Annotated in this window: 16 protein-coding genes and 1 pseudogene; 6 read left to right on the forward strand and 11 right to left on the reverse strand. The window is 68.8% G+C overall.

Annotation, left to right across the window (positions count from 1 at the left end; translation table 11 throughout):
- Position 1 precedes the first annotated feature (1 nt).
- On the reverse strand, positions 2-223 hold the full coding sequence (locus GXP76_RS29900) for a GntR family transcriptional regulator (protein ID WP_277993979.1): 222 nt from the start codon (positions 221-223) through the stop codon (positions 2-4).
- Positions 224-1135: 912 nt separating this feature from the next.
- Between GXP76_RS29900 and GXP76_RS29905 the strand changes: the two genes are divergently transcribed.
- From GXP76_RS29905 to GXP76_RS29925, 5 genes are all read left to right on the forward strand, one after another.
- Positions 1136-1471, forward strand: a complete 336-nt coding sequence (locus GXP76_RS29905) for a MerR family transcriptional regulator (protein WP_242574745.1) — start codon at positions 1136-1138, stop codon at positions 1469-1471.
- A gap of 612 nt (positions 1472-2083) precedes the next feature.
- Positions 2084-2287, forward strand: a complete 204-nt coding sequence (locus tag GXP76_RS29910) for a cold-shock protein (protein WP_242574746.1) — start codon at positions 2084-2086, stop codon at positions 2285-2287.
- Between the two features lie 317 nt (positions 2288-2604).
- Positions 2605-4116, forward strand: a complete 1512-nt coding sequence (locus GXP76_RS29915) for a DEAD/DEAH box helicase (protein WP_242574747.1) — start codon at positions 2605-2607, stop codon at positions 4114-4116.
- A 46-nt stretch (positions 4117-4162) separates the two neighbouring features.
- Positions 4163-4567, forward strand: a complete 405-nt coding sequence (locus GXP76_RS29920) for a CBS domain-containing protein (protein ID WP_242574748.1) — start codon at positions 4163-4165, stop codon at positions 4565-4567.
- Positions 4568-4620: 53 nt separating this feature from the next.
- A complete protein-coding gene (locus GXP76_RS29925; RefSeq protein WP_242574749.1) occupies positions 4621-4929 on the forward strand; it encodes an SCO5918 family protein in 309 nt (102 codons plus the stop codon).
- Between the two features lie 106 nt (positions 4930-5035).
- On the opposite strand, the gene GXP76_RS29930 is transcribed toward GXP76_RS29925, so the two are convergent.
- The 6 genes from GXP76_RS29930 to GXP76_RS35740 form a co-directional block, all read right to left on the reverse strand.
- Positions 5036-5395: a hypothetical protein gene (locus GXP76_RS29930; protein ID WP_242574750.1), complete on the reverse strand. Its 360-nt coding sequence runs from the start codon at positions 5393-5395 to the stop codon at positions 5036-5038.
- 498 nt (positions 5396-5893) lie between these two features.
- Positions 5894-6556 carry a bifunctional 2-polyprenyl-6-hydroxyphenol methylase/3-demethylubiquinol 3-O-methyltransferase UbiG gene (locus GXP76_RS29935; RefSeq protein ID WP_242574751.1) on the reverse strand — a complete coding sequence of 221 codons (663 nt, stop codon included), beginning with the start codon at positions 6554-6556 and terminating at the stop codon, positions 5894-5896.
- A 79-nt stretch (positions 6557-6635) separates the two neighbouring features.
- On the reverse strand, positions 6636-6797 hold the full coding sequence (locus GXP76_RS29940) for a hypothetical protein (protein WP_242574752.1): 162 nt from the start codon (positions 6795-6797) through the stop codon (positions 6636-6638).
- Between the two features lie 106 nt (positions 6798-6903).
- The gene (locus GXP76_RS29945) at positions 6904-7116 is read right to left on the reverse strand and encodes a hypothetical protein (RefSeq protein WP_242574753.1); all 213 of its coding nucleotides are present in this window, start codon (positions 7114-7116) and stop codon (positions 6904-6906) included.
- A 185-nt stretch (positions 7117-7301) separates the two neighbouring features.
- Entirely contained in the window at positions 7302-7487 is a 186-nt protein-coding gene (locus GXP76_RS29950) for a hypothetical protein (RefSeq protein ID WP_242574754.1), read from the reverse strand.
- Positions 7488-7655: 168 nt separating this feature from the next.
- Positions 7656-7778 carry a hypothetical protein gene (locus GXP76_RS35740; protein ID WP_277993978.1) on the reverse strand — a complete coding sequence of 41 codons (123 nt, stop codon included), beginning with the start codon at positions 7776-7778 and terminating at the stop codon, positions 7656-7658.
- A gap of 23 nt (positions 7779-7801) precedes the next feature.
- Here GXP76_RS35740 and GXP76_RS29955 point away from each other — a divergent pair, with 23 nt between their 5' ends.
- Positions 7802-8002, forward strand: coding sequence for a DUF6188 family protein (locus tag GXP76_RS29955; protein WP_242574755.1), 201 nt, complete (start codon positions 7802-7804; stop codon positions 8000-8002).
- Positions 8003-8063: 61 nt separating this feature from the next.
- On the opposite strand, the gene GXP76_RS29960 is transcribed toward GXP76_RS29955, so the two are convergent.
- The 4 genes and pseudogenes from GXP76_RS29960 to GXP76_RS29980 form a co-directional block, all read right to left on the reverse strand.
- Positions 8064-8420, reverse strand: a complete 357-nt coding sequence (locus GXP76_RS29960) for a hypothetical protein (RefSeq protein ID WP_242574756.1) — start codon at positions 8418-8420, stop codon at positions 8064-8066.
- Positions 8421-8452: 32 nt separating this feature from the next.
- The gene (locus tag GXP76_RS29965) at positions 8453-8857 is read right to left on the reverse strand and encodes a hypothetical protein (protein WP_242574757.1); all 405 of its coding nucleotides are present in this window, start codon (positions 8855-8857) and stop codon (positions 8453-8455) included.
- A gap of 258 nt (positions 8858-9115) precedes the next feature.
- Positions 9116-10098: pseudogene (locus GXP76_RS36085) on the reverse strand (MASE1 domain-containing protein).
- 53 nt (positions 10099-10151) lie between these two features.
- Positions 10152-10979, reverse strand: coding sequence for a PP2C family protein-serine/threonine phosphatase (locus GXP76_RS29980; protein WP_242574760.1), 828 nt, complete (start codon positions 10977-10979; stop codon positions 10152-10154).
- Positions 10980-11654: the final 675 nt, after the last annotated feature.

Below are 11654 nucleotides of genomic sequence, written 5' to 3' on the forward strand. Positions count from 1 at the left end.
CCTAGTCGCTCTCGCCCCGCTCGGCGGGACCGACCACGAACGTCCCCTTCCCCCACTCCGTCCGCACCGTGCCCCGCTCACGCAGCACCCGCACCGCCCGGCGGGCAGTCTCCCGCGCCACCTTCTGCCGCTCGCACAACTCCCACTCTGACGGAATGCTCTCACCGGGCTGGATGACACCCGCCTTGATATCGGCCGCGAGCGCACCCGAAAGCTGCCCCAGCTACAGCGCGAACGCATCTACGTCGCCCAGTTCGCCGCACTCGGCGTGACTACGACTACCCGACGATGCCGCTCGGCAGCCTCGTACAGCCCCAGCGGGCGGCAGCATGACCCGCGACGAACAGATAGCCGCACTCACTGCAGAAGCTCGGAGCGGGTATCCCCGGCGGGAGTGGGGCCGCCGGGTGACCCGTCTGCGGTCGTGGTCGGCTATCTCCCTGATCGGCGCACAGAAATCTATGTCGGCCAGAGTAGACATCGAGTGGTGGTGTGGTTATGGTTTCTCTCGTAGCCCAGAGAGACAGCAGGGCCTGGCAGAGACGAACTGCCGGGTAGATGTACGGAAGTTGCAGTTCGCAGGACGGTACGGCAGTGGAGTTCCGAAGCCAGAGCGATTGCACGACGGTGACGGGACTGACGGCCGGACCGGGCGGCCCGCAGTGATCAGGGGCCGCTACGAGCAGTGCCGCATGGAAACAAGTGCGGTACCAGCAGTGAAGTGACTGAGCAGCACCTCGGTGAAGGCGTCGGCTGCGGACGCGCGCACCGGGAAGTTCGGCAGTGGGGTTCTAAGCCAGAGCAGACGCAGGACGGGCGACGGGGCTGGCTGCCGTAGTGAAGAGCAGTACGCAGTAATAAGTAAGTAATTGATCCCAGAGGGAAGAACGGAGGAGCCGAGCGCCATCAGGATCGCCCGGGTGGAAACCATGAGCCCGGGTACCGCAGGACATCGATAGTGAGGTGGTCTCCGGTCAAGCAACCGCGATCCCCGTACTCCCCGTCCTCTCCCGGACGGTCGTGCGGACACAGAAGGCCGACGCCGGAACAGGGTCGGCAGATGGTGTAGCAGTTCCTTCGGGGCCTTGGTGCCATATGGCACCAAGGCCCCTCAACGCGTTCCAGAGAGGTGCAGATGACAGCAGACGACTCGTTCAGCCGGCTCGACGACGACGACTACCCCGCCTACACGATGGGCCGGGCCGCGGAAATGCTCGGGACTACCCAAGGCTTCCTCCGCGCCATCGGCGAAGCCCGCCTCATCACCCCGCTGCGCTCCGCGGGCGGACACCGGCGCTACTCCCGCTACCAGCTGCGAATCGCCGCCCGCGCCCGGGAGCTCGTCGACCAGGGAACCCCCATCGAGGCCGCCTGCCGCATCGTCATCCTCGAAGACCAGCTCGAAGAAGCCCAGCGCATCAACGCCGAATATCGCGACGCCGCCAAAGGGGCCGGCCCGCCCGTGGCTTGAGGCAGCGCCCCTGCCGGAATCCGCGGGTCACCGCACAGCGTGTCAGGGTGCCGCCGGAGCGTCCCTCGTGCCGGCAGGGTGCACCGGTGCGCTACGCGCCCGCCTTCCCGCGTACCGGCAGAGCGGCCGTACTCACCCTGACCGTGGCAGCCCTTCACCGCGGACTGCTTCGCCATCATCCTGGCCATCCACTGACCGCCGCTCCGACCTGTATCGAGACCGGCCACGGGCCGACGGGGCCGGATGCCGGGCGGGACGGCGCCACCGGATTATCTGTGCACTCCGAGCCTGAACAGCGGCTTTTCCTGAAACGCTGCGCTCCGTGCGGGGCAATATCTATAACCGCGAGATGAGGGTTTAACGCGCTGTGCAGGGAGTGTTTTTACGGCAACCATCGGAGTGAAGTAATTCACCGCACACGGGTCGCTACCTCATGCTACTGTCGATCCTAGTTGCAGTTGTGGTTCCCAAAACTTCAAGCTTATTCGTGGGCATTTTTGGCCGACGGAAGCTTCATTTATTTCCGGCTGTTCTCCGGGCGGGGCATCATCGCGGCGACCCGGTATCCGTGGATTACGGGTGCCGGTGTACTGCCCCAAAAGGAGATATGACATGGCGTCCGGCACTGTGAAGTGGTTCAACGCGGCCAAGGGCTTCGGCTTCATCGAACAGGACGATGGCGGCCCTGACGTTTTCGCCCACTTCTCGAACATCGCCGCCGAGGGCTTCCGTGAGCTGCTCGAAGGTCAGAAGGTCACCTTCGACATCGCGACGAGCCAGAAGGGCCCGACGGCCGAGAACATCGTTCCCGCTTGACGTGCACTTCGTAGCTGGGGCTCACCCCCTCGGGGGGTGAGCCCCAGCTACGAGCATTTCCCGCAGCGGTGATACCTGTGGAACAGCGCCGCCCGTAGCGCCATCCTCAGGGATACGCGCCTTCAGAGTCGTATCGGTCGGCATATGAAATTTCACGTCCATATGACGTCGCCTGTTTCGTCGCCCGCATCCCGCACCGGAATCACCGCAAGCCGCATTCTTTTTCCGTATCCCAGTCGGTTCGTTCTTGTGATTCCCCGCGCTGTTCTTCGGCTGCGGGAATTCCTTGATGCGTGCCGTATCAAGGAAGGTTCTCGATGAACCCCACACGTACGAACGTCCGTTCCTCCCGCCCCCGCCGGACCGAAGGCTCCGCTTTCGGGTCCACCGCCGGGTCGAGGCGGGGCGCCCGCTTCGGCTCGCCCGCCCCGACCCGTTCGGGCGGGACGGGCCGCTCGGGCAGCCACGGCCGACGGCCCGCAGCGGTCCGGGGAGAGTTCGCCCTGCCTGAGACGATCACGCCCGCGCTGCCCGCCGTCGAGGCGTTCGCCGACCTCGACATGCCCGCCCAACTGCTGGCCACACTCACCGCGCAAGGCGTGAGCGTCCCGTTCCCGATCCAGGGCGCCACCCTGCCCAACACCCTCGCGGGCCGCGACGCCCTGGGACGCGGGCGCACCGGCTCCGGCAAGACCCTCGCCTTCGGCCTGGCCCTGCTCGCCCGCACCGCCGGCCAGCGTGCCGAGCCCCGCCAGCCGTTGGCCCTGGTCCTCGTGCCGACGCGTGAGCTGGCACAACAGGTAACCGACGCGCTCACCCCCTACGCCCGCTCGGTGAGGCTGCGCCTGGCCACGGTCGTCGGAGGAATGTCGATCGGCAGGCAGGCCAACGCGCTGCGCGGTGGCGCCGAGGTCGTCGTGGCGACGCCGGGCCGGCTCAAGGACCTCATCGACCGCGGCGACTGCCGGCTCAACCAGGTCGCGATCACCGTGCTGGACGAGGCCGACCAGATGGCCGACATGGGCTTCATGCCCCAGGTCACCGCACTCCTCGATCAAGTACGCCCCGAGGGCCAGCGGATGCTGTTCTCCGCCACCCTCGACCGTAACGTCGACCGCCTGGTCCGCCGTTACCTCACCGACCCGGTTGTGCACTCCGTCGATCCGTCCGCGGGCGCGGTCACCACGATGGAGCACCACGTGCTGCACGTCCACGGCGCCGACAAGCACCGGACGACGACGGAGATCGCCGCCCGCGAAGGCAGGGTGATCATGTTCCTGGACACCAAGCACGCTGTCGACCGGCTGACACGAGACCTGCTGAACAGCGGGGTGCGGGCCGCCGCCCTGCACGGCGGGAAGTCACAGCCGCAGCGCACCCGGACCCTGGCCCAGTTCAAGACCGGGCACGTCACCGTGCTCGTGGCCACGAACGTCGCCGCGCGCGGCATCCACGTCGACGACCTCGACCTCGTCGTCAACATCGACCCGCCGACCGACCACAAGGACTACCTCCACCGCGGCGGCCGAACCGCGCGGGCCGGGGAATCCGGCAGCGTCGTCACCCTGGTCACCCCCAACCAGCGCCGGGACATGACGCGCCTGATGGCAGCGGCCGGCATCGTGCCCCAGACCACCCAGGTCCGCTCCGGCGAGGAAGCACTCAGCCGGATCACCGGAGCACAAGCCCCTTCCGGCATTCCCGTGACGATCACCGCTCCCGTCCCCGAGCGGCGTCAGCGCAGCACGTCCTCACGCGGCCGGCGCAGCCCCGCTTCGGCTGCCCGGCGTATGACAGCGCGCCAGACGTCCTTCGACGCGGCGGCTTGAAAACCTCGTGATCAGGAAACTGGCCCACCAATGCAGGAGGCACCTTTTGACGCTGGTTCAGATGCAGTCCCACCCGGCGGGTGCCACCCCCGTACACAGGACGGCGGCCGACGCCATGGACACCGGCGGACCGCGGGTCTGTGACGACATGACCGTCGAGGTCGCCCTAGCCGTCATGGTGAGCGCCCGCACCGGGCACCTGCTCGTCTGCGACAACGACGGCCTGTGCGCCGGACTTCTCACCCGGGCCCAGCTCACCGCGGCCCGTGAGAGCCTCACGTACACCGACCGGATCCAGCTGCGCGACATCCTCGGCGACCGAGGACCGTTGGCCCATCGCGTGACCACCATGGCCGAAGCCGAGCACGCGATGCGCTACAACCAGATCGAAGCCCTGCCGGTCGTCGACAAACCCGGCCGCGCTCCGGGCGTCCTCGCCGTTGTCCGCTGAACCGCCTCACCGCGGCTGAACCACCCCCTTCGTTCCTCTCCCTGTGAGGCATCATGCGCTGTGTCATCGCCCGCTTCCCGTTCGACCTCACCAAGAGCGGCGTCCTTGAATCGATGAAGGGCGTCAAGCCCGAGCAGGCTTCCGGCGAGTCCGTGATCATCGGTCGCCGTACCTACCCCGTCAAGCAGGTCGGGCAGGTCGTCACACGCCAGGACCGTCGCGACTTCAGCACAGGTGAAGTCCTGCGGGCCATGACGCGGCTCGGCTTCACCTGCCGCGGCCTTCCGGCCGCCGCGCCCACCCGCGTCCTCAACCCGTTCCAACAGGCTTCCGCGATGCTCGGCGCCCCTGCGGCCCTCTGACGGACAGGCAGGCACGCGCCGCCACCAGAACAACGAATGAGGGTCCCACCGGAACAAGCCGGTCGGACCCTCACCACGTACCGAGGCACTCTCGGCAAACGCTGGATCAGTCGTCGGAGTAGCTGAAGTCGCCGATGGTCCAGGCACTGATGTCCTCGATCGCCACGCGGTACATCCCGCCCGTCTCGGGGATCCCCACCGCACCCTGCAAAATCCGCGCCAAATGGAAATGCAGATGCGTAGGCTGCCCCTCCCCCGGCGCCGCAGCGGTGAACACCGCGGAGAAATCGTTCAGGCGGGCCGAGTCCGCCAAAACCTCCGACACTCGCTGCCTCCAAACGGCCTCCGGAGCCAACCGACCCGTGATGACAGCACCACCAGCGACCACGGTCAGAGACATCTGATTGCTGCGCCCCGACTCCACCAGAGCGGCGACATCAACAAGCAGCTCGTCAAGCTTCGACATGAGAGACGAGTGTAATCACCAGCCGTCCGACCAGCTCAAGGAGCGGTCCCCCACGACAGAAGCAAGGACCGACCTGAACAGACGATGACGCCACAGACCCTCCGGCGAACATCTGGAAAGCGTGGCAGCCCAGTCAAGTTCTACGTGGCCTGCTGCGTGAGCGATGCGTGAGCGGACGTGCTGATACAACGCAGGTCAGCTTGGACCGGACAACACATGACACGCCTCTGACCAGGCATTTCCCGGACTCGCGCAGAGGGGGACGGAAGTCCCGGCAGGACCCTGCCGGGACTTTTAATCCGTTGGTTGTCGGTTCGAGTCCCACACGGCCTACGAAGAAGGCCCAGTTCGGGAGCCATCCCGGCTGGGCCTTCACCCGTTTCTTTGGCCCTGAAGATCATTGGCTCGGCCAATGCTCGGCCGAAGTGCAAACGATCACGGCATGCAAGAGCCCCGGACACTCGGCTGATGGTGTCCGCGGCTCGGCAGTGCGGGCGGTCAGCCCTGAGCGCGGACGAGTAGCGTCCCGACAGTGCGTGGCCCAGGCGGGGCTGGCAGCACGCGGGCGGTCGCCGCGGGGAACCCGTGCTCCCGCAGGATCTCCACCCAGCGGTGAGGCTCGTAGTCCCAGCGCTTCACGACCAACGGATCCTGATCCTCGGAGCGGTTGATGTACGACGCCTGGCAGCCGTAGCAGCCCTCCACCGGCGGCCGGTGGGAGAACGCGAGCACACCGCCCGGACGCAGACGCCTGCGGATCGCGGGCAGCAGCACGTCCGGATCGGTGAACCAGACGGCGCCGAACACGGAGTACACCGCGTCGAAGTCCTCGCCGCTCTCCGCGAGGAACCGGGCCGCGTCGGTGCGGTGCAGCACCATGCCCGTGTCGGACCAGCGGGCTTCGGCGGCCTTCAGCTGGGCGAGGCTCACGTCGACACCGACCGCGCGGGCGCCGAGCGCGGCGACGTGGGCGAGGTTGCCGCCCTTGCCGCAGCCCAGGTCCAGTGCGCTGCCGCCGGGCCCGATACCGAGAACTTCGGCGCCCGGCCCGTGGTCGGGGTACTGGGTCCAGTTGAACCACGTCGTCTCGCCGCGTGCGTTCGTGGGCCGGCGCTCGGGCTTCTGCTGCGCGTAGGTGTCCCACGCCTTGATGTCTGCCACCTACTGCTCTCCGCTCATTGGGCCAGCCGCCCGGCAGTGAAGCCGGACGGCTGGAGTGTCGTACAGGGGCGGCGCTATGTCACTTCTTCTTGCCGCCGTTGGGGCTGTCGCTGCATCCGGCGTGGCACTGCGAGCAGTCGCCGTCCGTGGCCTCGGGCCACAGGGCCGGGTCGATGGTGTACCCGGCGGCGCCGATGCCGTCGAGGGTCCGCCGGCGAGCGGCCTTCGGTCCACCGGTCACGCTTTCGCCGTCGGGCGTGGGCACGTGGTGGATGAACCGGCCGGCAATGCGCTCGCAGAACGAGGCGTAGTCGACGGTGTGGAGGATCCAGGTGTGCCAGCCGACGTCAACGGCCTTGCTCGGGGAGAGTTCCGCGCCGGGGAGCTGGGCTCCGGCGGCGAGGAACGCGGCGGTCTGGCCGATGATCCCGGCGCGCGGCCGTTACGTCGGTCTCGGGGTGGTCCTTGGCGATGCGGGCGGCGAGCCGTTCCATCACCTCGGGGTCGACGAGCGTTGCCGGGTCGGTGGTGCCCACGGGACGCTCTAACGCGATGGTCATGTGCTTCCTCCTGTTGCGGACTGCGCCTTCGGCTGAGGGCGCTGCCCCGTCCGCACCGGGTGAAAGGTGCACCGGTGCGGACGGGGGCCTTGGGGCTCCGACCGGATACGCCAGGGGGCAGGTACCGGTCGGAGTGGTGTTGCCCCTCGCCTGCTGGAGCTCCCCAGCGGCAGCAGGCGAGCGAGTCAGTGGGGACGCGCGTCGTTGTTGACGGGCTCCAGGGCGTGCCGCTCGGGGCGGCTCGGGTAGTCGTAGGCGAGGTCATCGGGCGTGATGGGGTCCCCGTGGAACAGGAGTGTGATGCCGTGCTCCGGGCAGTACGCGCCCGCGTCGTCCTCGATGGGGAAGGCATGGTCCCCGCGCCGGCACATCACGACGGGTCTCCCCACGTGAGGGCGGCGACGGCGGCGAGGCTCTGGCGCTGCTCGGCCAGCTCCTCGGGCGTGAGGACCAGGGGGCGCAGTGTCTCGCTCGGCCATCGGCCGCTTCGGGTGTAGCAGTTGGGGTCGCGGGGTCCGGCGGGATGCCGGGCAGGCCGCTCACCGGGTGGCCGCCGTCCGCGCGGCGATGCTCGCCGACTGGGTTTCGCGCAGCCGGGCCTTGAGCGCCCCGACGTTGTAGCAGTCGACGCCCCTGCGGCGGCAGGCGTAGCAGACCTTCACGTGGTCCGGCCTCCGGACCGGCCTTGGCGCCGCTACTCGGCCTGTTCGCCAAGGTCGTCACCGAAACCGAGGTCACTGGGTCAGGCACCCTGTCCCTCGGCTTTGATGACGGCACTCGCCTCAGCGTCGCGCCAGACCCCGACTACGAGTCGTGGAACCTCGCCGGCTCGGGAATCGATCCCGTCCTGGTAGGCCCAGGTGGCGAAACCGACTGGGAACACTGATCACCGCCGCAACCGACACCGTTGCCGAACTCAACCTGTGTTGCGACGACCGCTGAGCCGGCTACTTGCCGATGGTGACCTTGTCGTTGTCGAGAAGCGCGGTATGCGTCGCCGAGGTGGCGATCAGCAGGATCAGCAGCAGGCCGACGAACGGATTGTCGCCCTCGGGTGCAGCGAGCATTGCGATGCTCAGGAACGCGACCTCCGTGACCGCGTACGCGACGGCCACCCACGTCTTGACCACACCCTTCGCGGCAGCGACAACGAACGGGATCGCGGCGCCAAAACTGATGGTGATGATCGGCACGAGTGTCCAGATGACCTTGGCCGGTGTCGACGCGTACATGCGCGGGCGGGCGTTGGGCATCGGGGCGTTGACGTACGGGCTCGCCCCTGCGGGCTGATACGGATTGCTCATGGTTCCCCCAACGGTTACGGCGGTGGCGACGATTACGGGCAGGATTCCTCGATCTTCACCGTGCTGAAGTCGACGATGGTGTCCGTCGGATGCGGCCCAGCCGCCGGAGCCTGTGCGCACACCTGCCAGTTCCGGTCCAGGAGCTGCATACGGGAGGCTCCGGTCGCGTCGCTCGACGTGAGGCCGTAGAACCCGGCGGCCTGTGCGGCGTCCTGGGCGGCCTGGAGGGTTTCGCCGGTGAGATCGGGGAGTTCCGCGGTCTCGGCGGCGACCGCTTCGTCGGCGGTGTCCTCGGCCGGGTCGGGCTCGGCCTGGGGTGTGCTGGGCGCGGTCTTCGCGGGCTTGTCGGGCACCGTTTCCGTGCTGTCGGAGCACGCGCCGAGCGTGAGGAGTAAGCCGGCTGCTGCGGCGGTGATGACGGTGCGGATGTGGCTCATGTGATGTCCCCTCAAATGGATCTTATGGCGGATTCATGGGGGATCGGTAAATCTATCGGCACATGCGGGGTCCACGGAGGGTTTCGGCGGAAGTGGTTCTGTTGCCGCGGCCCGGGCGGCAGAGTGCTCGGCGCGGCCTGTCTGTTGCTGACGGACATGAACCGCAGAAGCGCGGTGATCCGGCGGGAACCCCCGCTCACCGACAGCGGTCGCCGAAGGCCGTCGTTGTGGAGCCGGGCCTCCGGGCTCCGGCCCGGTTCAGGTTTCCGGGGGGACCTGGCGCGAGTTCGTGTTCTGGCGGGTGACCGCGGTGCGGAGTTGGGCGCAGAGGCGTTCGATCTCCTCGTGGGTGCGGTTCCGTTCGGTGACGACCGCCGTGAGGACCAGGGCGGTGAGGGAGACCGTGCCGTTGAACGCCTGGAGGGTGACCATGTTCGTGAGGAGCGTGTGGTCCTGGAAGGGGCCGGTCGTCCGGCCGGAGGCGAGGATCGCGAGCGTGGAGATGGCCAGGGCGCACGGTGCGGCGCCCGCGCGTTCGAAGCGGAACGAGGCCCAGATCAGGAAAGGGAAGACGAGGAAGAGCAGGGACGAGCTGGCGGAGTTGGTCGCCAGGAAGGTCGCGGCCAGGGTGCACGCCGTCAGCGCCGCCGCCTCGGCCCAGACGAGGGGGCCGACGCCGGGTGGCCACCGCGCCCATCGCACCACGAGCAGGAACGGGGTCACGACCAGCACGCCCATGGCGTCGCCGTCCACCACACGGACCAGGTCGACCAGAAGTCGCTGCCCGGCAGGGCCCCGGACAGGAAGAGTGTGCCGCTGCCGATGGTCGCGCTGATCAGCATGGGGCCCAGGGCGCCGAGGAAGACGAGGGCCAGCGCGTCCTGAAGGCGGTCGAGGTCGTTGTGGAAGCGGACCCGGTTGAGCAGCAGGTAGGAGCAGACCGGGGCGAGGGTGTTGCCGACGACGATCGCCAGTACGGACCAGGCCGTGGGGCCGATGGTGACGTTGACCGTGAGGGCGCCGAGGGCGATGCCCGGCCAGACCCGCGTACCGAACAGGAGCAGGGCGGCGACCGAGATGCCGGTCGGCGGCCACAGGGGCGTGACCTGGCCGCGTACCAGCTGCTGGAGGAGCCCCAGCCGCGCGGTCGCGTAGTAGAGCGCGACGACCGCCAGGATCGTCAGGGCAGTGGGTCTGTGCCGCCTGAGCCGAGAGCTGTCCACCGCCTCAGCATCAGCCACCCCGGGCGGTACGGGCCGGACGGACGCGCCGACACCACCGCACCGCCGGCGGTCTACCGGGAGCCCGGCCGACTGTCGTGGCGGACGACGAGAACGGCGGCGTCGTCGTCGTGTCCCGTGCGGTCCGCGACCCGGATCACCCGCGACGCCAGGACGTCGGGGGTGACACCGCGTCCGGCCGCGGCCAGCCCGGCCACCTCGGCCAGGCCCTCCTCGATCGGGTAGGACGGTCCCTCCACCACACCGTCGGTCACCAGGACGAGGTAACCGGGCTCCGTCAGACGCCGGTGGACCACCGGGTACTTCTGGCCGGGCAGCACCCCCAGCGGCACCCCGCCGGTGTCCAGGGACACCCCCGAGTCGCCCGCGTCGGTGCCCCACACCATCGGGACGTGGCCTGCCCGGGCGATACCGAGATCACCGGTCCGCGGTGTGAAGCTCAGCAGGCAACAGGTGGTGAACAGGTCGGTACCGAGCGAGATCAGCAGGTCGTTGGCGCAGGTCAGCACGTGCCCGGGGTCGTGCGTGACGCTGGCGAGGGCCCGAAGGCTGGCACGGGCCTCCCCCATGAACGCGGCGGCCTCCACTCCATGGCCCTGCACGTCCCCGATGGCCATCCCCGCCACCCCGTCGAGCATCGGGAAGGCGTCGTAGAAGTCACCGCCGACGGCCAGACCGTCCTGCGAGGGCGAGTACCGGGCCGCGAGCCGGACGCCCGGGAAATCGGGCAGTTCGGAAGGGAGCATGTGCCGCTGCAGCGCCATGCCGAGCTCCGCCCGCGCCTGCTGGAGCTTGATGTTCTCCATCGCCTGATCGACGAGGTGCCCCAGGGTGAGGAGGAGCTCCTGGGTGGTGTCCGGCGCTTTGCGGTGTCGGTTCATGGCGCCCCTGGCGTTCCGCATTCCGATCGCCCTTGCTTAAACACTAGCCCGGTCGCCGCCGCCCGGCGCTTACAGCCGGTGCTCAGCCCGCCGTACGCGGGTGGAAGCCGTACGTAAGGGGCGACGGCGCCGAAGGGCCCGCGGGCCCAACCCCGGGGCCCAACCGTGGGGAGCGCGCTTCGGCGCGGCCGGGTGCCGGCGACGGGAGACCGGGTCCCCGGCGGGCCGTCCGGGACGTCATCGCGTACGTACGGGGAACATCAGGCGGCCTTCGGGGAGGCGCCGGCCGACCGGCGGATGAACGTATGCCGGTTCGGCCGTCCCGGCGCCCCCACTGGGTCCGTGGACCCTGCCTTGTGGGCCCTGACCTGTCCTTACGCTGCTCGCGCTCGGGGGTGGGAGACGACCGCGTGAGGTGGGAGAACAGGTGAAGAGGGCCCGCAGGTTCCAGTGGTGGCAGGGGTATCCGCGGCTACGGAGACGGAGAGATCCGCTCCACCGTCACCGTGACCGTGACCGGGGGCAGAGCGGCGCGGAGTACGCCGCGGTGTTCGGGGTCGTGTCCATGATCGTGCTGGCCGTCGTCGGTCTGAGCCTGCCCGAGGAGGAGGCGACGGGGCTCAAGAGCGCGGTGTGCCGCGTACTGCACCCGCTGAGCGGGGACGAGGCGTGCGC

The organism is Streptomyces sp. NP-1717 (genome assembly GCF_022695985.1).
Classification (GTDB): domain Bacteria; phylum Actinomycetota; class Actinomycetes; order Streptomycetales; family Streptomycetaceae; genus Streptomyces.